The organism is Rossellomorea sp. GCM10028870, from assembly GCF_042666755.1.
GTDB lineage: Bacteria > Bacillota > Bacilli > Bacillales > Bacillaceae_B > Rossellomorea.
Genome location: NZ_JBHTGN010000004.1, coordinates 341,494 through 361,642 on the forward strand (window position 1 = coordinate 341,494; position 20,149 = coordinate 361,642).

General features: G+C 44.5%; 22 protein-coding genes and 1 pseudogene. 17 read left to right on the forward strand and 6 right to left on the reverse strand.

The genetic code is table 11. The features are described 5' to 3' along the window. Nucleotides 1–4 precede the first annotated feature (4 nt). Together ACFQWC_RS17920 and ACFQWC_RS17925 are read right to left on the reverse strand one after the other, a co-directional pair. Nucleotides 5–1,348 carry a PepSY-associated TM helix domain-containing protein gene (locus ACFQWC_RS17920; protein ID WP_299741727.1) on the reverse strand — a complete coding sequence of 448 codons (1,344 nt, stop codon included), beginning with the start codon at nucleotides 1,346–1,348 and terminating at the stop codon, nucleotides 5–7. A gap of 17 nt (nucleotides 1,349–1,365) precedes the next feature. Next, nucleotides 1,366–1,935 carry a DeoR family transcriptional regulator gene (locus ACFQWC_RS17925; protein WP_341357386.1) on the reverse strand — a complete coding sequence of 190 codons (570 nt, stop codon included), beginning with the start codon at nucleotides 1,933–1,935 and terminating at the stop codon, nucleotides 1,366–1,368. Between the two features lie 327 nt (nucleotides 1,936–2,262). Between ACFQWC_RS17925 and ACFQWC_RS17930 the strand changes: the two genes are divergently transcribed. From ACFQWC_RS17930 to ACFQWC_RS17945, 4 genes are all read left to right on the forward strand, one after another. Continuing rightward, nucleotides 2,263–2,658 (forward strand): VOC family protein, encoded by a 396-nt coding sequence (locus tag ACFQWC_RS17930; RefSeq protein ID WP_377108749.1) that lies wholly within the window; start codon nucleotides 2,263–2,265, stop codon nucleotides 2,656–2,658. A gap of 89 nt (nucleotides 2,659–2,747) precedes the next feature. Continuing rightward, complete coding sequence (locus ACFQWC_RS17935; RefSeq protein ID WP_299741733.1) at nucleotides 2,748–3,626, forward strand: alpha/beta fold hydrolase; 879 nt, start codon at nucleotides 2,748–2,750, stop codon at nucleotides 3,624–3,626. 78 nt (nucleotides 3,627–3,704) lie between these two features. Then, nucleotides 3,705–4,055, forward strand: coding sequence for a hypothetical protein (locus ACFQWC_RS17940; RefSeq protein ID WP_377108750.1), 351 nt, complete (start codon nucleotides 3,705–3,707; stop codon nucleotides 4,053–4,055). Between the two features lie 61 nt (nucleotides 4,056–4,116). Continuing rightward, nucleotides 4,117–4,800 (forward strand): MBL fold metallo-hydrolase, encoded by a 684-nt coding sequence (locus ACFQWC_RS17945; RefSeq protein ID WP_377108751.1) that lies wholly within the window; start codon nucleotides 4,117–4,119, stop codon nucleotides 4,798–4,800. A 98-nt stretch (nucleotides 4,801–4,898) separates the two neighbouring features. Here ACFQWC_RS17945 and ACFQWC_RS17950 read toward each other — a convergent pair whose 3' ends face one another. Then, a complete protein-coding gene (locus tag ACFQWC_RS17950) occupies nucleotides 4,899–5,858 on the reverse strand; it encodes a helix-turn-helix transcriptional regulator (RefSeq protein ID WP_299741738.1) in 960 nt (319 codons plus the stop codon). Nucleotides 5,859–5,969: 111 nt separating this feature from the next. Here ACFQWC_RS17950 and ACFQWC_RS17955 point away from each other — a divergent pair, with 111 nt between their 5' ends. The 6 genes and pseudogenes from ACFQWC_RS17955 (at nucleotide 5,970) to ACFQWC_RS17980 (ending at nucleotide 10,673) form a co-directional block, all read left to right on the forward strand. Beyond that, nucleotides 5,970–6,803 (forward strand): SDR family NAD(P)-dependent oxidoreductase, encoded by an 834-nt coding sequence (locus ACFQWC_RS17955; RefSeq protein WP_299741740.1) that lies wholly within the window; start codon nucleotides 5,970–5,972, stop codon nucleotides 6,801–6,803. Between the two features lie 129 nt (nucleotides 6,804–6,932). Beyond that, complete coding sequence (locus ACFQWC_RS17960; RefSeq protein WP_377108752.1) at nucleotides 6,933–7,664, forward strand: YwaF family protein; 732 nt, start codon at nucleotides 6,933–6,935, stop codon at nucleotides 7,662–7,664. Nucleotides 7,665–7,884: 220 nt separating this feature from the next. Further along, nucleotides 7,885–8,184: pseudogene (locus ACFQWC_RS17965) on the forward strand (GntT/GntP/DsdX family permease); the annotation flags it as partial. A 142-nt stretch (nucleotides 8,185–8,326) separates the two neighbouring features. Next, nucleotides 8,327–8,695, forward strand: a complete 369-nt coding sequence (locus ACFQWC_RS17970; RefSeq protein ID WP_377108753.1) for a YkvA family protein — start codon at nucleotides 8,327–8,329, stop codon at nucleotides 8,693–8,695. A 294-nt stretch (nucleotides 8,696–8,989) separates the two neighbouring features. Continuing rightward, nucleotides 8,990–9,967 (forward strand): HD domain-containing protein, encoded by a 978-nt coding sequence (locus ACFQWC_RS17975; RefSeq protein WP_377108754.1) that lies wholly within the window; start codon nucleotides 8,990–8,992, stop codon nucleotides 9,965–9,967. Nucleotides 9,968–10,103: 136 nt separating this feature from the next. Further along, nucleotides 10,104–10,673, forward strand: coding sequence for a CBO0543 family protein (locus ACFQWC_RS17980; protein ID WP_377108755.1), 570 nt, complete (start codon nucleotides 10,104–10,106; stop codon nucleotides 10,671–10,673). A 4-nt stretch (nucleotides 10,674–10,677) separates the two neighbouring features. Here the strand turns inward: ACFQWC_RS17980 and ACFQWC_RS17985 are convergent, their stop codons facing one another. The 3 genes from ACFQWC_RS17985 to ACFQWC_RS17995 form a co-directional block, all read right to left on the reverse strand. Continuing rightward, on the reverse strand, nucleotides 10,678–11,619 hold the full coding sequence (locus ACFQWC_RS17985) for a nucleoside hydrolase (RefSeq protein ID WP_377108756.1): 942 nt from the start codon (nucleotides 11,617–11,619) through the stop codon (nucleotides 10,678–10,680). Between the two features lie 85 nt (nucleotides 11,620–11,704). Continuing rightward, entirely contained in the window at nucleotides 11,705–11,887 is a 183-nt protein-coding gene (locus tag ACFQWC_RS17990) for a hypothetical protein (RefSeq protein ID WP_377108757.1), read from the reverse strand. Nucleotides 11,888–11,920: 33 nt separating this feature from the next. Beyond that, nucleotides 11,921–12,703, reverse strand: a complete 783-nt coding sequence (locus ACFQWC_RS17995) for a CPBP family intramembrane glutamic endopeptidase (protein ID WP_377108758.1) — start codon at nucleotides 12,701–12,703, stop codon at nucleotides 11,921–11,923. Nucleotides 12,704–12,840: 137 nt separating this feature from the next. Between ACFQWC_RS17995 and ACFQWC_RS18000 the strand changes: the two genes are divergently transcribed. The 7 genes from ACFQWC_RS18000 to ACFQWC_RS18030 all read left to right on the forward strand — a co-directional run bounded on the left by ACFQWC_RS18000 (nucleotide 12,841) and on the right by ACFQWC_RS18030 (nucleotide 19,971). Beyond that, a complete protein-coding gene (locus ACFQWC_RS18000) occupies nucleotides 12,841–13,455 on the forward strand; it encodes an HAD-IA family hydrolase (RefSeq protein WP_377108759.1) in 615 nt (204 codons plus the stop codon). 674 nt (nucleotides 13,456–14,129) lie between these two features. Further along, nucleotides 14,130–14,564 (forward strand): cell wall hydrolase, encoded by a 435-nt coding sequence (locus ACFQWC_RS18005; RefSeq protein WP_299741765.1) that lies wholly within the window; start codon nucleotides 14,130–14,132, stop codon nucleotides 14,562–14,564. A gap of 354 nt (nucleotides 14,565–14,918) precedes the next feature. Then, nucleotides 14,919–15,959, forward strand: coding sequence for a zinc-binding dehydrogenase (locus tag ACFQWC_RS18010; RefSeq protein WP_377108760.1), 1,041 nt, complete (start codon nucleotides 14,919–14,921; stop codon nucleotides 15,957–15,959). Between the two features lie 99 nt (nucleotides 15,960–16,058). Continuing rightward, a complete protein-coding gene (locus ACFQWC_RS18015; RefSeq protein WP_377108761.1) occupies nucleotides 16,059–16,703 on the forward strand; it encodes an SDR family oxidoreductase in 645 nt (214 codons plus the stop codon). 144 nt (nucleotides 16,704–16,847) lie between these two features. After that, nucleotides 16,848–17,300, forward strand: coding sequence for a YusW family protein (locus ACFQWC_RS18020; protein WP_299741771.1), 453 nt, complete (start codon nucleotides 16,848–16,850; stop codon nucleotides 17,298–17,300). 822 nt (nucleotides 17,301–18,122) lie between these two features. After that, nucleotides 18,123–19,397, forward strand: a complete 1,275-nt coding sequence (locus tag ACFQWC_RS18025) for an MFS transporter (RefSeq protein WP_299741773.1) — start codon at nucleotides 18,123–18,125, stop codon at nucleotides 19,395–19,397. After that, complete coding sequence (locus tag ACFQWC_RS18030) at nucleotides 19,351–19,971, forward strand: TetR/AcrR family transcriptional regulator (protein WP_377108762.1); 621 nt, start codon at nucleotides 19,351–19,353, stop codon at nucleotides 19,969–19,971. The genes ACFQWC_RS18025 and ACFQWC_RS18030 overlap by 47 nt, the downstream gene beginning before the upstream one ends. The last annotated feature ends 178 nt before the right edge of the window (nucleotides 19,972–20,149 follow it).

Sequence of the window (20,149 nt, forward strand, 5' to 3'; positions counted from 1 at the left end):
TTTCTTATTCCGCACCGAGGAATTTATTTAAAGCCGGGATCCGTTTGATAACCAGCCAGTCAAGAAGCAAGATAACGATCAAGGAAACTCCAACCAGAGGGAAGAGGATACCCAAGACAATCATGAGAAGCAGGAAGAGCTTCATTTTCAAGATGCTTGGCGCTTTCGGTGAGCCCATTTCTCTTTTCGGTTTCCGCTTTAACCATAGATAGAATCCGCTCACCACCACCAGGATAATCCCCAGGCAAATGAAGAGACTGATCAATTGGTTGATGAAACCAAATTGAGTTCCGGTATGGAGGGTAATACCCATGGCGACGATTTTCCCGCCGATACCGTAATGGTCGAAGCGATAATCAGCCAGGACAGCTCCAGAATATTGATCAAGGTGCATGGTGACCTCATTCTGAGCTTTTGCTGGAAAGGCAGATAGTGTATAGACGCCGTTCTCACCCTCAGGGATGTACACCGTGTAACTCGGGTCGATTCCTTCTCTGTCGGCGATGCTCACGACATCATTGATCGATACGGGAGTGTAGCCTTCGAGTGCCGATACAGGGACTTCCAGGTTTTCCGCTGCCCATGGGACGTCGGCGATTTCTTTTGTTTTCACAACGGACTGTGGTGCTTCACCTGTCCAAATCGATGGAGGGTATCCGGCACCTGCATTCGTCATGAGATTCTGGAAGTTCGTTCCCCAGAAGCCCGACCAAGGCAAGCCTGTCATGATCAGGAACAGCATTCCAGCTGTAATCCAGAAAGCGGGTACAGCGTGAAGGTCCCGGCGCAGGATGCTTTTTCCCTTACCGAAACGGGGAAAGAACACTCCCGACAGCTTGTCTTTCTTACGTGGAAACCATAGGAATAATCCTGTGATAATCAGAACGATGGCCCAGGAGGCGACAAGCTCAACGATACGATCTCCGATGGTTCCCGCCATCAGTTCCCCATGGAATTCAACTATTTTATCCATGATCCGGTCTTCAGGCTTTAACTCTCCAAGTGATTTTCCGGTGTAGGGATCCAGGAAGACAGTGACTGAACCATCATCGGTGCTGATACCGATTTCACTGGAGCGTTCTGGACTTTCTCCCGGACGATACTTGGTGATTTGTGCATCCGGGTGGAGTTTCTTCACTTCCTCAATTTGTTCAGAAGCAGGAAGTTTCTCCCCTTGTGCTTTCACTTCGTAATACTCTTTGTATAGATTCTGTTCGATCTGGGGCTTGAATAGATAAATGGACCCCGTCACAGCCAGGATGAGCAAGAACGGTGAAATGATGATCCCCGCATAGAAATGCCATCTCCAAATCGTTTGATAAGGAGACATGTTCAACTTTTTACGCATAGTAGATTCCTCTTTTCTTAGTCATGACAGCAGTCTGAGCCCGACATTTCTTCTGAAATGACGGCGATGGCCTCTTGAAAGCTGTAAAGATGCCCTCCAAATCCCGTTTGGAATTGACGGGCCTGCTTGTTCGATTCGAATGCCATCACCTGGGGCTGGCAGCAGTTCAGGTTTAAGTCGGCATCGATCAGGAAAGTGGCGGTCTTCCCACTTATCGTCATATCCGTTAAGAAATCACGACACATGATCTGCACGACCTCTCCCTGGATGTCCCCGTAACGGAGTAATCCACAGTGAGGGCAGCAGGCCTGCTCGATCGTGTGATCCTTCTTCACCAATTGAACCGATCTTCTGGAAGTGGCCGGCTTCAGGCAATAGATGCAGATATTCGTGGGAATGCCTTGATCTTTGAGGGTTGAAATGCCATTGGAGGTTTTGTGGACCCTGTTCTCTTCAAGGAGAGGCTTCAAGTCCCGATACACCGTCATTTCCGAAACCTCAAGGCGGGAGCTGATTTCCGATACACGAAGTGTCCCTTCCTCTTTGAGCCAGGTTAAAATCTGTTGTTGTCTGTCGATGGGCAGCATAATCATCGTCCTTTCGAATGAAATCGCTTTATAGTTAAATAGTATGGAAGGATCATAGGTTATTCAAGAAAATGATTGTTGGTAAATGTGAAAAAATGTTGATTTGTAACACGATGGACAATTGTACTTCATATTTCTCACACAAATGGGTTTCTCGCTTTTGAATTCTTAATGAAGGGGCACTAAGGATACGCATTTTTAATATGATTTGGATTATAGAATTCAGATTTTTTAAAATATTGGAGAGTCCTGAAGGAAAAAGAAGGGATTTCCCTTCAGAAACAGAATGATTATAGTGAAATGATAGAATTCAAGGAGGTAAGAACTATGGGGAGATTGGTACATTTCGAAGTACACGTGGATGATATGGAACGTGCAAAGACATTTTATGGCGAAGTATTCGGATGGAAGTTCGAGGATTGGAGTGAATTCGCCGGAATGCCTTACTTTGGTGCGGTGACAGGGGATGAAAATGAGATGGGGATCAATGGTGCGCTGATGCAGCGTCAAAGTCCTCCACCAGAACGGAACCAGCCGATGAATGGGTATTCGTGTACGATGGGTGTGGAAAATTATGACCAAACGGAGAAACTCATTCTTGATCATGGCGGCAAGGTAGCGATGCCGAAATATGCCCTTCCTGGAATGGCGTGGCAGGGGTATTACATCGATACAGAAGGCAATGTGTTCGGGATTCATCAGCCGGATAAGGATGCGAAGTAGAATTTTTTAGATTGATAGAAGATATGTTGCCTGACCTTCTGCGGGTCAGGCAATATGTATGAATGGATGAGTTCATGGAGGAATAGGCATTGATAAATGGAGAGTTATGTATCAAGGTAAATGGTGTGAAACATTGGGTACGGATTGCTGGGGCAGAGCACGATACCACCCCTTTGATTGCGATTCATGGCGGGCCTGGAGGGCATCAATGGATCCTGGAGCAAACGGGGGGGAAACTGCTCGAGGAGTTCGCGACGCTTGTGTATTATGATCAGCGGGGCTGCGGCCGTTCAGACCCACCGGCAGACCCGGGGGAATATTCCATCGACATTCTCCTTGATGATCTGGAGGAAATCAGAAAAGCACTAAATGTGGACAAATTCATTCCATTAGGACACTCGTTTGGAGGGGAGTTGGCACTGGAGTATGCGTTGAAATACCCTGGGTGTGTCGAGAAAATCATTCTGGAGGGGCCGGCCATTGGTGACTGGGACAGGCTAGCGATCAATCAGATCATGAGTTTTATATCGATTACGGACGGAGAGGTTCAGTGGAAGCTAAGGAACCTCCTGCAAGAAGGGGCTCCCTATACAGGCAGGAATGGAGCGGCTTGGGGATTAGTGGATGAACAGACGACGATGGCATTCTCCTTTTTCAAAAAGGGGTCCTATGAGAAACTAGTCGAAATCAGCACGGATGACGCCCCAAGGGTTGGGAATGAAGATATGAAAGAGAAGATCCAAGAAGTCCCTTTTTCGAATCTGACCGGGAGAATCAAGGCGATTGAATCGCCCGTACTGGTCATGACCGGGTTATATGATGGAAATACAGGAATCGATATGGCGCGGGATGTCTACCGGAATCTGCCTAATGGCGAGATAGAAATCTTCCTGGAAAGCGGACATTATATCCAGATGGAAGAACCGGAGAAGATGGCAGAGGTTGTGAAAGAATTCATGATTAAGTAAGAAAACAGACGTCCTGAGACAGGGCGTTTTATTTATGGATGAATTCATTTGGTATGGTAAAATAAGGATGAATACTGGGTGTTTAAGCAATTTTGTAAAATAATTGGGGATTATGCGTTGAAATGGATGCATCTTATTTATCTCGAAGACATTGTATATATAAGAGGAAAAGAGGGATCAACCGTGCTGAAAAAATTAAGAAAAACGATAAGTATCATCGTTCTGGCACTATCACTCTATGGATTGGCTTCAAATCATAACGATTTGCTTCCATATACCATGGCAGGCTTGGCGGTCCTCATGGTGATTATGGGAGCGGAAGAACACCAGAAGGATCGGAAATCGTATCGAAGCTATCTGTTTTTTGCCGTATCTGCTTTCTTGCTCATGGTTTTCATCCAAGGTTTTATCTACCAACTTCTCCCGTGAAAAGGAGAATCCCCCCTGTTTGTTGAATTGATTCAAATGGAAATCAGGAGGGGGAGCGAAAGTGGATTATCTATTAGAACAGGTGAATGATCAAATAGATGTGTTAGCGGTTTGGGATGCTGAATGGAATACATATACGAATGCTTACTTTATTCAGGAGGATGCTGGATTGACAGTGGTCGATTCGTGTAAAGAGGGTCACTTGGAGTTTCTCCGGCATTCCTTAAACAAAATCGGGAAAACGGCTGACGATGTAAAGCTGATGCTCGTCACACATGGTCATGAGGATCATGTGGGAGGGGCGCCGTTATTTACTAAGGCAAGGAAGGTCATTCATGCTGACGAGACGTTGCCGGCTGAGTCTTTCATTAGCGGGGAGCTCCTTGATAGGGGAACGATAGGGGATTACGAATACACGAGAGTCGGCTATCATTCTCCGGGTTCTGTGATTTTCTTTCATCGGCCAACCAGAACGCTCTTTACGGGGGATTTCCTCTGTTTCTTTGGGGATCCTTTGTCGGATGGAGGGCTTGTTTCAAAAGGGGAAGAGCTAAGGCAAGCCTGGATTGAATTTCTTCAGTGTGGTGGAGTTGCAAAGGTGGACTTACCAGTATTCCTGAATGGACTAAGGATGATGAAGGAATATGATCCGGATGTGATGTGTACGGGACATGGCGGTGTGTTAGTGGGGGATCTTGACGTGTTCCTTGAAGAGTTGATCACTATTGGAGATGCGGATAAATAAAGAGTGGAAGGGATGGGTGGAAGTAGATGCCCATTCCTTCTTTCTGTGCTATTTACTCTGTCCTGACCAAGATGAAATCCTCTAATGATTCAAGTCTATTATCGATGAAAGGCAACAGCCGCCTCTGCCATCTCTAGTATTTTTTGACGAAGATTCTTCGGTTCAATCACTCTTACCTGATTGGCGAAACCGAGGATGTATCCCTTTGCTTCGTCTTCTGTATCAAAAGAAAGGGTCACCGGTATCCAGTTCTCTTTGTTTCTATCCCCCATCTCAAGGACACGGGCAAAGCGTCCGGTGAATGTCAGCCTCGATAAAGCAAGTGGAGAGACCTCGACTTTCACTTCATAAGAGGGCAGCCGTTTAATGAAGGATTGAGTGGAGGATGTCCAATACTGAGCCAGGTCGAATCCCCGGGGTCTTATGAACGTTCCGGCCAAAGAATCGGCAGAGAGGATACGGGAGGCCCTGTAATTCCGGATGTCTCCGTTTTCCTTGGAAGCCACGAGGTACCAGAGGTCACCTTTTGCCACGAGTCCGAGTGGTTCCACAATGCGGTCGTCTGTTTTTCCGTCTGCACGCTGGTAGGTGATCCTCAGTTTCTGTTCCTTCCATATGGCCTCTTTAATGACTTCAAAGGAGGCTGCTTTTTCTTTCTGCTTCCGCCATGAGCTTGTGTCGATGTGGATTCGGTTCCATACGTCTTTAGCGTTTTCACGATAGGTGGATGGAAGGGAGGCGATGAGTTTGTTTCTGGCTTCCTCGGACGTACGGGTCAAGCCGAGATCGTCGAGGAGGTGGGATGAAGGTGAAACGAACAACGAGCGGATTTCTGATTCTTTCAGACCGGTCAGATCCGTCTGATAGTCTTCGAGTAAAGACCAGCCGCCGTTTTTTCCGCGCTCTGCCACCACGGGGATCCCTGTTCCGCTCAGGGCGTCCATGTCCCTGTAAATCGTCCGTTCGGAAACTTCCAATCTCTCTGACAGTTGTTTTGCGGTCATCTGCCCGTGTGATTGTAATAATAAGAGAATGGATACCAGTCTGTCGCCTCTCATCTGCTTCACCTTTTTCTCAATTTGTTAATTTTATTTAATTAAATATGACAGTGGATGTCAAGAATAGGATCGTATAATAAACGTATCTTGTAGATGAAAGGAATGGGTTGGATGAAATCATTGACTGGAAAAGTTGTACTTGTAACGGGGGGAAGCCGGGGAGCAGGACGCGCAATTGCGATTGAATTGGGAAAAGCCGGGGCGACAGTGTATGTCACGGGACGAAGCACAAAAGGGAATTCAACGCAAAACTTTCCGGGAACGATTGACGACACGGTTACTCAAATAGAAGAGGCCGGTGGGAAAGGGATCGCGGTTCGTTGTGATCATACGATTGATTCAGAAACGGAAGCTGTGATCAAGCAAATTCGTGAAGAACAGGGGAAGCTTGATATTCTGATCAATAACGTGTGGGGAGCGCATGACATCGGGGTGAATCCGGGAGCGTTCTGGGAGCTGCCGCTCGCGAATTGGGATACGATGTTCACGGCCGGTGTCCGGGCACAGTTGGCGACGAATCATTTTGCCATCCCATTACTTCGTGAAAACAAAGAGGCCCTCATCGTTCACACGACCTTTTGGGATGAAGGCAAGTACGGAGGACAGTTCTATTATGATTTGGCGAAGAACGCACTGGTTCGCATGGCGTATGGACTTTCAGAAGAATTAAAAGGGGACAATATCGCGGTCCTTGCTGTTTCGCCGGGGTTTATGAGGACAGAGCTTGTACTCGAGCATATGGGAGTGGACGAGGATCACTGGCAGGAATCGGAAGACTTGAAGAAATCAGAAACGCCTTATTATATTGGACGGGCCATCACGGCGCTGGCGATGGATTCAAAGGTGATGGAAAAGACAGGACAGGTAGTAAGAGCGGGTGATTTGGCGAAAGAATATGAGTTTACGGACGTAGATGGGCGTTATATTCCGCCGTTTACGATGTAACCGTTTGTTTTGTTCCCCGGATTAAAGGTCTGGGGGACAAATTCAATAGATGAAATCCAGTCTTAACCCGCATCTAAGCCGAATAGACTATTCATGATAACCACTTTCAAAAGGAAGAGGGGTGGCATGATGTTTTCGGTGACAGAGATGCGTACGTTCGAGTTGTTTTCTGTTCCGCATATTGCTGTGCTTTTGATGTTTGTGGCTTTATCGTTTATCCTTGTTTACTTTAGACGCTTCCTGAAGAGGTATCAGTCATTCTTGAAGGGGACGTTATTCTGGATGCTGGTCCTGTCAGAGGTATCGTGGCATATCTGGCTCGTCTCAACAGGGACGTGGGAGGTGGGGGATCTGCCTCTGCAGCTCTGTTCAGTCAGTACCTTTATCGCTATTTATTTATTCCTGAAGCCGAATCAGAAGGCATTCTATCTGCTGTTCTTTATTGGATTTCTTCCTCCGATCTTAAGCATGGTAACACCTGAAATAGCATATCAATTTCCTCATTTTCGCTTTCTTAAATACTTTCTCCATCATGCAGCGATTGCATGGTCCGTCCTTTATTTCATCGTGTATGAGGGATACAGGGTGCCACGAAAAGCTGTATGGACCGGCTTCCTGATGGTCAATCTTCTCGCCCTTCCGATTTTCTTTCTAAACCTTCTTCTAGAAACGAATTTCTTCTACTTAGCCAATCCAACGGAATCTAAAACGATCCTTTCCTTTTTCGGGTCGGGTGTCATGTATTATATCAATCTGGAAATCGCGGCACTTGTGGTGTTTTTCGTGACGTATCTTCCGATGGGGATGCTTATGAAGCGGGAGAGGGATAAGGATAAAGTTCATTCAGATGGATTTGCCTAAATCCAGCCTTATGATTCCGCGACTACCAGGGACTTACCCAACTTACAATCTAACTAAAATACAAAAGACCCGTTCTCTCAAATGACGGGTCTTTTCAGCTTTCTCATATTTTCCCTGTTCCACCTGCATAATAACCCCATAGACCCATATCGAGTCAATCAGCACGACTTACGAATCATTGACGGGTTCTTCGCTTCTGTTATAGTTTAGACTTGCTGAAATTCGGAATGCGTCACTTGGATCCGCGACCGTTGCCCTTGTGACAACGTCCAGTATCCTTGGACCAATGGCCGTTGAGCTTGGTGTATCACCAATCTTACTCGGGCTTGCCATCTGTGCCGGTGGTATCGGTCTTTCTCTTCCGAACGATTCAGGATTCTGGGTTGTGAACCGATTTGGTAAATTCACGGTTGTGCAGACGTTGAAAGCGTGGACCCTCGGTGGTTTCATTGCCGGGTTGACGGCGATTACGACGGTATTAATTTTGAGTTTGTTCTCGGGGATACTTCCGGGGTTGTAGGAATAGGAAAGGTCCGTCCCTCATGTGATTTGGGGGACGGACCTTTTAAGGCTAACCGAATGTTTGTCTAATTCCATCAAACCCTCTACAATAAAAGCAACAAGAGATTGGACACTCGTCTCATTACGGAGGTGGAAGTGAAATGAATAAGACCGAGAAACATTATTCAGAGGAAAAGTTTTGGGATAAGTTGAAGAGGTACGGTTTGAAGGCCGGGCATTCTGTGGTTTATACAGCATTGCTTCTCTATTTTGTCCTGCAAAAGCCGGATATTCCCTTGAAGGCGAAGATGATCATCATCGGGGCACTCGGATATTTCATTCTTCCAACGGACTTCATTCCCGACATGGCGGTGGGTGTAGGATTTACCGATGACTTTGGTGCGTTGGGTCTGGCTTTATTGCAGGTGGCGATGTATATCGATGACGAGGTGAAGGCGCAGGCCAAGGCGAAGTTGAGAGATTGGTTCGGGGATGATGTGGACACGTCAGAGGTTGATGGGAAATTGTAAGAGACAGAGAAAAGCCACCCGCTGAATTCAGAGGGTGGCTTTTCATACGAGATGGTCTATTTCAAGATAGAACTACACTAACACAGAGTTCAATGGATGACAAACTTAAATGATCAGGGATGAGCGGGGCCCTTGCCACGAACTGCAAATTGGTGTATGCTGATGGCGAAAATATATAGGTGACATAGAGAAACTATGTTGGCGTCCAATTGGTTAATGACGATTTGTTATCGTAGCGCAGTGCCTCCTGATTATCGGGGGGCACTTTTATTTATATCTAAGGGGGAATGGGTTGTGTGGATAAAAGACGTTCTGTACGGAGAATACAAAGTGGACAGGGTATTGGAAGAACTGATTCTAAGTGATCCTGTTCAACGATTAAAGGGGATCCATCAAGGCGGAGCCAGTTTCCTGGTCAATGAGGAGTGGGATGTAACCAGATACGAGCACTCAGTAGGTGTAATGCTTTTGATTAAAATATTGGGAGGCCAAGTAGAGGAGCAGATTGCTGGATTACTGCATGATGTATCACATACTGCCTTCTCCCACGTCATTGATGGGGTTCTCGATAATCTTTCTGAGGATTACCACGAAGAGATTTTCAAACAGGTCATCCTTCAATCTGAGATTCCTCAAATCTTGGAGAAGTACGATTATGACTATCGGGACACCCTTCTTGATGATTCCAAATGGTCACTGCTTGAGCAGCCGGCACCTGAGCTTTGTGCAGACCGGGTGGATTATACGTTGAGGGATATGTATAGATATGGGTTTATCTCATTTGAAGAGGTTCACGATTTCCTGGAACAGGTTGCAGTGGTGGAAGGGAAGATCTGCGTGAAAACCATTGATGCAGCTGAGTGGTTTGTTAAAACTTATTATACAGAAGTGATTGACTTCTTCATGAATCCGTTGAATATCTATGGAAATCATTCTCTTTCTAAGGTATTAAAAAGTGCATTAGAAAAAGGATGGATCAGCTTGGATGATTTTCTTGGGGAGGATGAAGAGGTACTCCAGAAACTCCAACACACTGATGACCACATTCAGATGCTCCTAAGTGAACTGAATCAAGATGTATATATAGAAGAAAACAAAGCCGACTACGACATTCACCATAAAGGAAAGGTGAGGCTGATAGATCCCTCGGTTATGAATGGGTATGGTTTGCAAAAGTCGTCTGATATGTCGGAAGAAGTGAGACAAAGGGGAGAAGCTGCTTTTGAAGTCAGTAAAACAGGCAGGTATTTGAAGGTGAATGGCGTTGGTTAGTTGAATAGGGTCCTGCTTTGGGTCGAGCAAGCAAAGCGGGTCGTCTATTAGGATGCCCCGCATTTTATACTGGAAAAACATAATTGGTCATTTTCATGCTCATACTAAAGCATATACGTTTAAAGGAGCGAGTACCATGACTGAATCCCAGCAGACCATGCTTGGCCGTTTAAAAGAGATCCAGGAGAATCAAACCGAAATGTGGACCAGCTATTGGCAGCAATATTCTGATCTTGCCACCTGGCCGTTTTGGGTATTGGCTGCATTGTTTGTTCTTCCTTTGATCATTCTTCTTTTTAGAATAGATAAGCGAAAGGCCCTACTTATAGGGTTTTATGGATATAATGTTCATGTTTTTTTTACATACGTAGATGCGATAGGAGCCAACATGGTGAAGTGGTTCTATCCTTATAAAATTTTCCCGGTGCTGGCGAGCTCGGTCTCACTGGATGTGTCCTTGGTTCCCGTTGCCTACATGCTCATGTATCAATTTACATTAAACCAACATAAAAATTATTATCTATTCATGTTGCTGCTCAGTGCAGTCTTTGCATTTGCTTTCAAGCCATTGCTTGTTGCGGTGGGTCTGTTTGAGATGAGCAGGGGGACGAATTATTTCACCTTATTCAGTGGATACGTGGTGGTCGGTCTGATTGCGAAATGGATCACGAATACCTTTGTTTACTTCGAAAAGAAAACTCATTGATCTTTCATGGTTTCCCGTCTGCCTTACCCATGACGTTGATAAAATCCTCGACAAAGCTTGGATAGTCCAATTCAAGGTAGATGTTGATGTTTTTTTCAGCAGGCTTTGAACTGGGCCTGAAATCAGCGATGGACGTTCCCATTCCTGTTCCCGTGGTCAAGATGTTGATTTCCCTTCTGATAGACTGCCCCATTTCCGGGTTCACCATCAGGGATAGGGTCACGACATCGTGAAGGGGGGCACCTTTTATTCCGGGAACGAGCTTCTTATAAGCATCAATATAGTACTCCATGACTTCATCCATGATTTCAATCAATGGATTATCTGACATCTGCTGGATATAACGGATTTGGTCCATGGTGATGATGGCTTTGTTCGAGACATTCAAGGGAACGACGTAAAGATTGTCCAGATCCCTGACCACCACCTGTGACGCAATGGGGTCCCCATAGAAGTTCGCTTCTGCAGACGGGGTGACGTTTCCGGGAACTAAAAATGCTCCTCCCATAATGTAAAATTCCTTGATGTCCTCGACGATATTCTCACCTAATAAGTAAAGGGAGGCGAGGGATGTACTTCTCCCCACGTCAACGATGGTGATATCGTCCTGGTCCTTGATGATTTTGTAGAGTTCTGAGAAATTGGTCAGTTCACCAGCTAAGCTCACAGGGGGTCTGATGGGTCCGAGCCCTTCCTGTCCGTGGATCTCAGGATAGTACGTTGGGATTTCCCCTGACGATGGGCTATTGGTTCCCCCGATGATCGGGACATCCTCTCGTCCGGCAAGCTTAAGCAAGTAGGCGATATTATCCGTTGCCTGCTCTTTTGAAGTGTTCCCATAGCTTGATACGATGGCGAGTACTTTAATCTTGGGATTTAGTAAGGCGTACATGATGGCAATGGAATCATCAATGCCGGGATCCGCAAACAAAATGATTTTCTTCATCGGACATTCTCCTAACCAATGATAGTGTATTTATATAACGTATCGATAGAAAAAAGGGATTATGCCTTTGAATGGAGTCTTTCTTCTACTTATCCTCGAATAAATCCTCGTCCCCCTGTGGTTCTTTGATTCCATGCTTTTCTTCCAGGAATCGTCCGATGACCGAGCTATTAATGCCTTCTCGAACGGCTCGCTCGATAATGATATAGAAGATAAAAAGAAAAATAATCAAGATGATGATGCTAATAAAGACGAAAAAGAGTTCCATGGCGTTCACCTCCGAAAATTGATTTGTGTTCGTTTAAATTATCCACCCATTCAACACCATTCCCATATTCATCACCATATGAAAAGCAATTGAAGGATAGAGGCTATCGGTTTTCAACACCACGATGGCATAGAATAAGCCTCCGAAAGAGAAGAGGAGACTCAGAAGTACCGGGATTCCGATGGAGAGGTGTAATAGACCGAACCCCAAGCTTGTCACCGTGACGGCATAAAGGACGGAGACGTTTCGTTCCAGCGATGACAACATGATGCCTCTCCAAATCAGCTCTTCTAGTATAGCGTTAAGGATGGTAAATCCTATAGCGAAGAGGAATAATGATTTCACCTCACTGATTTCTAGGGACCAGATGAGTGGGATGAAGATGGTGCTTGATCCCGCCAGGCCAATCAGTAAGAATAAGGGCAATGAAATGGTGTGCGATGGCATGGAGATGCGCTTTCTCCAATTCGGGAACTCAGTGAAGAATCGGATTTTTTCTTTTGATATCAAGTGTGAGACTGCTAGCGCCATCAAGATGATTAGAAGGAAGCTCCTGTTCAACAGAATTTTCGTTTCTTTTGAAACATTCCACTCGTTGATCCAGCCGGTTGCAAGTTGAAACACCAGTAACCCGAGCAGGAAGAACAGGAATAGGGAAATGACCGATCGGTTCTTTTTAGTAGAAAGATAGAGAATGAGAAAGCCCAGGAGCGGCAACAGTCCCCAATCGTATGTTCTATATGAAAGAAGGATGATTCCTGTGAAAAACAGGGAGGCAGAACTGATAAGGAAAATCGTTTGCTGTGAACGGATCATGGGGGTCCCCCTTGGTTGTTCTTTATAAATACTTTAGCATAATTTTCCTATCTTGTATGAGTCCTTTTTCGTTAAAGATGAAGAGGCCGTTGCTTGTGGTAAAATTAGGATAAGTTACATAAGAGAGGGGAAAGAACATGTACAAACATATCATATGGGACTTCGACGGCACTCTTTTTGATACATATCCCGTCATGGCTGGCTCCTTCAAGGAAACGCTTGAAAGTCATGGAATCGAAGAACCGTTAGAGGAAATCATGAACCAGATGAAGGTATCGATCACATCCGCTCTAAAACACTATGAAGAAAAGTATGGGATTGGGAAAGAATTTGTTACAGCCTATAATTCCCGGAGAAAAGAAGTTGAATTCGACAGGTCCAAGCCCTTTGAAGGAATCGTGGAACTTTGTAAGTATGTTCATGAAACGGGAAGAAGGAATTATCTATATACCCACAGGGGAGAGTCATCGATCAGGATGCTGGAGAGTTACGGATTGACGGCTTACTTTTCAGACTTCATTACCTCACAGCACGGATTTGAGCGGAAGCCGAGTCCCGATGCCATTCAGCATTTGATTCGTACACATGATATTGATCAATCGGAAGCAATCATGATTGGTGACCGGGATTTGGATCTGGAATCAAGAAAGAATGCCGGGATCAGCTCATGCTTCTTTACGGATAAGCGGGTAGCGAATCCCCATGCTGATTTTGTGGTGACTAGTGTGGAGGAGTTGTATAAGATCATTTGAGGGAAGGAAGTCGAATGGAAAGGCACTATAAAAAAGCTCCAGTTACTCCCAAGGGAACGTACGTGAGCAATATATGCAGTTGCTTAATAAGGGCCAGCTTGAGCGAGGGTGGTTCTAGGATATATAAAAGGAATGATTCAGTGGAGGGTCATTCTTTTTGGGGGGGTCAGAAAGTTACGCCATTATGAATAAACGGTAGTAGGATACAGCGATGAGGCCATTTTCTAGGAAGGTGGACGGAACCGGTATCCAATGGACTGTTTTAGTACGGAAATGACGTTAATTACCCTTTTTTAGCTAGTGGAGGATTTTAAAAGGGCTTGTGAGACAGAATTTGGGGTGAGATTCCTCTTAAGCAGATGCATCCAGGGAGGAATTGATCCGGATTGGACCGTTTCAATCCTGATCTCAGATAATTGATCCTGATTTGATTTTATCAATCCCATTTTTAATTTATCGATCCTCTATTAAATTAATTGATCCTACTTGTCGAATTTCCTTTAACTTAACGCGTGCTATGGCTGGAAGGCTTCCACTGAAGCCATTAAGTGTTAAGGGAAATTCTCAAAGGTAGCAAGATGTCCTCAACCAGTGAACCGGTCCCGTTTCTCCTTCATTAATAAATCCTGACATGAATAGCGGCATTTTTCATAAAATATTCTGAGGTGAGAAAAATGCCAAGAGTCAAATATACAGATGCAGACGTTGCCTTGATGGCAAGGATGATGAGAGCCGAGGCGGAAGGTGAAGGAAAACAAGGGATGTTGTATGTTGGAAATGTCATCGTGAATCGGGCGAGAGCGGATTGCCTGGACTTCAAGAAGGTAAGGTCCATCCGGCAAGTCATCTTTCAAGTGCAAGGAGGAAATTATTCCTTTGAAGCCGTTCAAAAAGGTAATCTCTTCTATAACAGAGCGAGATCGGTTGAGAAAAGATTAGCAAAGCAGAATCTGGACTATTGGGCGCAGCATCCGGCGAAATATGCTCTTTGGTATTTCAATCCTTATGCCCCGTGTCCTCCAACTTGGTATGATCAGCCTTTTTCAGGGCAATTCAAAAACCATTGTTATTACGAACCAGCAGCCGGAACGTGTGCCAGTGTTTATTGATAGCGGAGGATAAGTAGATATTTTATAAAACGGGAACTCTTGGCTGGCAAGTGTTCCCCTGTTTTTATTAGGAAAAGAAACTTGTAAAACGTCATGAAAGCTTTTTTCAAATTCCATACACAAGACTAACGACTCGTCCTTGACGGGTCGTTTTACTATTTATCAATGACTATCCTTGCGGGGGCCAAATGAATTGTAACATTTAAGAACATTGTTAAAAGTATGCAAAACAGGAAAGTTGATGAAAATAAATGAAAGAGAAATAATATATCGTGTGTGTTGCTCTTTTATAACAAGCAGTCTGTTGATAGGAATGAAAAGATAGGATTCGAAAAAGAGAAAGGTGATGATTATATGAGAGCGGTACAAGTAACAGGATATGGGGATGTGGATAAGTTAAAAGTAGTCGATATCCCCATACCTGAACCTAAAGAAAATGAAGTACTTGTAAAGGTAAAGGCGTGTGCCATTAATAATACAGAAATCTGGATGAGAGAAGGTGCATACGGTACCGGTTCAAAATCCGGGTGGCGGCCTGAAGGAGTACAGTTCCCGCGTATACCCGGGTCGGATATTACAGGCGAAATAGTGAAAGTTGGAAATCTGGTAGAGGAATCGATGGTGGGTAAAAATGTTGTTTTATTCCCGTTTACGTCTAGTGGAGAAGCGGGATCTGAACATATTTCTGAGGATATGTCCTTTATAGGCTCAGAATACGACGGGGGTTATGCGGAATATGTGGTATGGCCAGCTGATCTCTGTTTTGATATGCCCCTCTCCGACTACTCGGAAAGCGCCGTTTTTTCCGTAAGCGGGTTAACGGCATGGCATATGGTCAAGCAGATCCAAGTTCAACCTGGAGAGACTGTTATGGTGACGGGAGCAAATGGCGGTGTCGGATCGTTAAACGTGCAAATCGCCTCTAAGGTCTTTGGTGCCAAGGTTATTGCGATTATTGGTGACTTGGGTGGTGAGGAAAGAATGAAGGAATTAGGCGCTACACATGTATTATCATATAATTCCGGAAATCTTGCCGAAGAAATCCTGGAAGTGAACGGAGGACCTGTCGACTCTGTATTAGATGTGGTAGGAGATGCGTTGTTCTCTCTATCTCTTCAGGTTTTAAAAAAAGGAGGCAAGTTCTGCATTTCAGGATCTGCAGGCGGCCAGAAGACAGAGCTTGATTTCAGAACACTGTATCTAAAGCATATTACCATGTATGGATCGGTGTTGGGGACGAGGCAGGAGTTTCAAGAAATGCTTCAGGCCATTTCTGAAGGGAAAATAGAACCAGTCATCGATAAAGCTTTTCCTTTGGAACAAGCGAAAGAGGCTCAAGTATATTTTAAGAATAAGGGGAAGTTAGGGAAGATAGTATTACTACCTGAAGAATAAATACATTCGATTAATGCGCCAAACAAATGATTTGTCATCATACTTCGAACATGTCATGATTAATTCATACTAAAATAATCGGGATAAGGAGATGATGAAATGAACGTAGCAGTAGTAGGTGCAAATGGACAGATCGGAAAGCAAGTGGTCGGGTTGTTAAAGGAAAGCAGTGAGCATACACCAAGAGCGATTGTGAGAAAGGAAGAGCAGGCGCAGTCCTTTGAACAGGAAGGTGTTCAATCTTCACTGGTTGATTTAGAGGGAACGGTGGATCAGATTGCGAATGGCCTGAAGGATGCCGATGCCGTCGTATTCACGGCCGGATCCGGGGGCAAAACGGGTGCCGATAAAACATTGCTCATCGACTTGGACGGAGCGGTCAAAGCAATGGAGGCGGCCAAGCAGGCAGGAATCGACCGGTTCGTCATGGTGAGTGCCCTGCAGGCCCATCACCGTGAGAACTGGAATGAGTCCTTGAAGCCGTATTATGTGGCGAAGCATTTCGCGGATCGGGCTTTGGAACAGAGCGGGTTGACCTATACCATCATCCGTCCCGGGGGATTACTGAATGAATCAGGGACAGGGAAGGTAGCCGCAGCAGAGAATCTATCAAGAGGCTCGATTCCGCGTGAAGATGTGGCCAGAACGATCGTGGCTTCACTTACCGAGGAACGTACATTCAACCGAGGGTTCGATCTGATTTCAGGAAATGATGGAATTGAAGAGGCTGTGCGGAATATATAAGGAGAATGAAGGAATGATCATCCAAAGGGTGGTCATTCTTTTTTTGTAGAGTAATTACTTGTAAAAAGCCATAAACGAATATAAGTGATTCAATCCTCCAAAACTGGGTAAACTATCCCCACCTATATTTAAGGAGGTCATTAAATGAAGAAGAAGTTAACCGTTTTAGCCCTTGTTTTTTTCTCGGTTTTTTTATTGGCAGGCTGTAATGATAAGGAAGAAGTCAAGAATCCACCGGAAAAGGCACCTGTAGAAAATACGAATAATGAGAACAATGAACAAGGAGCTTTTCCTTTTACAAATTTCGATTTAGATGTTGATTATAAAGATAATAAATCGATCGATGTGGACTATGAAAATGAAAAAGACGGAGTGGAAGCGAAATACCAGGATGACCTCAATGGTCAAAACCTGCTATCAGATGAAGCAATGGACAAGCTCGCCCCTATCTTTGAAGGGTTCGACTTCGATCAAAATACAGACGGGCAAAAGGTCATCCAGCAAGTAAAAGAAGCATTCTCTGTTGAAGAAGGCTATCAGGTATTTGAACTTGAAATTACATACTCTGATGGGGTTGAAAAGGAGTACAGGGAATAAGACTCTGGTTTTTTTGTTAATCGGTATACCGCGACTAAAAGAAACAGCTTTCATTCACGCTGTTTCTTTTTTTTTGAATACGAGGGTGTGAGATGAATCTTTAACCTTATCATAAGCTCCTCCATTGGATAATAAAAATGATAGGAAACATATAAAAGTGAGTTAGATGATGCGGTTATGGTAGGTGGCTCTTCGATCTAGAATATTGTCCTGGATTCGCTGAACTAGAGGTTGGGGACGGCTGTAGAAAAATCGTTTAATGATTATTAACATGGGAATCTCTCCTTTCAATCATTCATTGATTAAGCAATCAGGTTATGGAGATGGGCCCTGCGATCCAGGATATCGTTCTGGATTTGCTGAACTTGGGGTTCGGGACGGCTTTGGAAAAAACGTATAATGATCATGAACATAAAAATCTCTCCTTTCATTAGTTGTTGGTTAACCGATGCTGTTATGGAAGTTTGCACGGCGATCTAGGATGTCATCCGTGACGCGCTTTACTTCTGGGGCAGGATAGTGATTGAAAAATACTTTAATAATGGCAAGCATCGTCATTCCCTTTCTTTAAATATCAGTGTGTTCTTTAAATGATATGTGAGAGCTGAATAAAAAGTGACACATATGTCGTTATTATAATCGACAAAAGTGTCATTTATAACCACTTTTTAATTTTTCTTATAAAAAAGTATTATAATGCAGTATTTTTCCATTTTAACTTTCTGAATAATGGATAAAAAGGATTGAAAATAGATATAAGTATCGCTATAATTAAATTAATAAAACGACATTTATGTCTATTATAAGAGCGGGAGGGTTAAGATGAGTTCATCATTAAGAAAAAATAAACACTTCGTTACCTTAATGACGGCACAGGCTATTTCAAGTTTGGGAGACTGGTTGAGTATTGTGGCAATCATTACGCTGGTTGGACTGAAATGGGAGGCAACACCCATGCAGATGTCCTTTATCATCCTGAGCCTGGCACTGCCGATGGCTCTATTGGGACCGATCTCGGGGACCATTGCAGACAGGATGGAACGAAAGACGTTAATGATTTTTTCAGATGTGGTCAGGGGAGTGCTCATCCTGCTATTGACGCTTGCGACGAAAGTTTGGATGGTGTACGGCTGTTTGTTTCTAATCGGAATTTTCTCTTCCGTCTTTGTGCCGGCAAAGAATGGGAAGTTGAAGGAGCTGGTCCAGGATGAACACATCAAGGGAGCCATATCTCTGTCGTCTACCATCGATTCAAGTACGAAAATCATTGGTCCGTTGGTGAGTGGGATCCTGGTTTCAACGATGGGAACCTACAATGTATTTTATATCGATTCAGCCACTTTCTTTCTCTCTGCGCTTTTCATTTTGCTTTTACCTAAAGCGTTGAATGAAACGGAAGCTGTTGAGGGAATGGAGAAGAAGGGTGGGCCTTCCTTTAAAGAGGAGATCAAAGTCGGGATGGGCTTTATCAAGGAAAGCAGGTTTTTACTGTATGGATTGTTTCTACTGGGTGTCAGCTTATTAATCCTGCAATTATCTGATTCCCAAATCATCGTATTACTTCGTGAGTTGACCGATGTATCTCCTGATCTATTCGGTTATACGGTGACGGGGGCGGGTGTCGGTATGCTCGTGACAGGGATTTTCCTTTCTAAGAAAACAGATTACAACGCATTCTTCTATATGTGCTTCGGAGTGTTAGGTATTGGAATAGGGTTTGGAACGATGGCGATCCTGACGTATTATGATCTAAGCCTGTCATTGCTTTGGGTTCCTGCACTCGGCTTCCTGGCAGGGGGCTCAGCCGGATTTGTTTTCATTCCGTTTCAAGCAGCGGCACAGGTGAAAACTCCTGTTCATATGACGGGAAGGGTATTTGGAGTGGTCAACAGTACAACGACTACAGCAACGATCATCGGGCCATTAGCCGGTGGGGGACTTGCCACGATCATAGGTATCATTCCATCCTTTATTGTCACAAGCTCATTACTGATCGTACTATTCATTGTTTCTGTTTCGGTAAGAAATAAAGTAGAAGAGGGGGAGAAGGATGTCACCGAAAGTCAGTCAGGAACACAAGGAGCAACGCCGCTCTAACTTATTAGAAGCAGCAAAAGAGGTATTTATTGAGCATGGCTATGAAAAGGCCACGATGAAGCATGTGATGGATAAGGCAGGTGTCAGTCGGGGGGGATTGTACCAATACTTTGATAATAAAGAGGATCTGTTCGAAGCGTTGATTGAAGAACAGCAGATGCAGTCGATAGATGAGTCCCTTCAGGCGATGCTTAAACATCAGGGCTCCTACTGGGATGCTTTATTGATGACCTTCCTTGGGGAAGCCAAAAAGCCTACCAATAACATGGATCCATTGGCTCCTTCCAAGCTGGAATACTTCATTACCGGGAGAAAGGAAAAAAGAAGGCAGGAGCATGCCAGGAAGCGGTTCGTTCAAGCTTATAAAATGACCATTCACATAATCGAAGAAGGCATAAAAGCGGGAGAATTTGCTCCCCGGTTCGAAGTGGAAGTGATGGCAAAGTCCATTATCTCCTGGATTGATGGCATGGCAGTGGATCATGCCATCTTAGACTCGGAAAGTATACGATTAAAGGAACAAACCGAGATGCTTCTGGAGTATTTGAAATGGGGATTAAATGTGAAGGAATAGATGCAATCGTAGTAGAAGAAAGAAAAAGGAATTCCTGATGAGAGGTTTCCTTTTTTGGATTTAGATCCCTTAACCGACAAACGTATTGTAATGCAGGAATCCGACATATAGCTCATTTCACTGAATGTATAACGAATAATGAGGAATAATAGTGGCGACAAGCAATTAGGAGGCTACT

Coding starts and splice junctions, on each gene's coding strand:
- ACFQWC_RS17970 (WP_377108753.1), top strand. CDS start 8,327: ATGAATAAGACCGAGAAACATTATTCAGAGGAAAAGTTTTGGGATAAG.
- ACFQWC_RS18020 (WP_299741771.1), top strand. CDS start 16,848: ATGAAGAAGAAGTTAACCGTTTTAGCCCTTGTTTTTTTCTCGGTTTTT.
- ACFQWC_RS17985 (WP_377108756.1), bottom strand. CDS start 11,619: ATGAAGAAAATCATTTTGTTTGCGGATCCCGGCATTGATGATTCCATT.
- ACFQWC_RS18025 (WP_299741773.1), top strand. CDS start 18,123: ATGAGTTCATCATTAAGAAAAAATAAACACTTCGTTACCTTAATGACG.
- ACFQWC_RS17925 (WP_341357386.1), bottom strand. CDS start 1,935: ATGCTGCCCATCGACAGACAACAACAGATTTTAACCTGGCTCAAAGAG.
- ACFQWC_RS17950 (WP_299741738.1), bottom strand. CDS start 5,858: ATGAGAGGCGACAGACTGGTATCCATTCTCTTATTATTACAATCACAC.
- ACFQWC_RS18000 (WP_377108759.1), top strand. CDS start 12,841: ATGTACAAACATATCATATGGGACTTCGACGGCACTCTTTTTGATACA.
- ACFQWC_RS18005 (WP_299741765.1), top strand. CDS start 14,130: ATGCCAAGAGTCAAATATACAGATGCAGACGTTGCCTTGATGGCAAGG.
- ACFQWC_RS18015 (WP_377108761.1), top strand. CDS start 16,059: ATGAACGTAGCAGTAGTAGGTGCAAATGGACAGATCGGAAAGCAAGTG.
- ACFQWC_RS17980 (WP_377108755.1), top strand. CDS start 10,104: ATGACTGAATCCCAGCAGACCATGCTTGGCCGTTTAAAAGAGATCCAG.
- ACFQWC_RS17990 (WP_377108757.1), bottom strand. CDS start 11,887: ATGGAACTCTTTTTCGTCTTTATTAGCATCATCATCTTGATTATTTTT.
- ACFQWC_RS17920 (WP_299741727.1), bottom strand. CDS start 1,348: ATGCGTAAAAAGTTGAACATGTCTCCTTATCAAACGATTTGGAGATGG.
- ACFQWC_RS18030 (WP_377108762.1), top strand. CDS start 19,351: ATGTCACCGAAAGTCAGTCAGGAACACAAGGAGCAACGCCGCTCTAAC.
- ACFQWC_RS17960 (WP_377108752.1), top strand. CDS start 6,933: ATGTTTTCGGTGACAGAGATGCGTACGTTCGAGTTGTTTTCTGTTCCG.
- ACFQWC_RS17930 (WP_377108749.1), top strand. CDS start 2,263: ATGGGGAGATTGGTACATTTCGAAGTACACGTGGATGATATGGAACGT.
- ACFQWC_RS17995 (WP_377108758.1), bottom strand. CDS start 12,703: ATGATCCGTTCACAGCAAACGATTTTCCTTATCAGTTCTGCCTCCCTG.
- ACFQWC_RS17955 (WP_299741740.1), top strand. CDS start 5,970: ATGAAATCATTGACTGGAAAAGTTGTACTTGTAACGGGGGGAAGCCGG.
- ACFQWC_RS18010 (WP_377108760.1), top strand. CDS start 14,919: ATGAGAGCGGTACAAGTAACAGGATATGGGGATGTGGATAAGTTAAAA.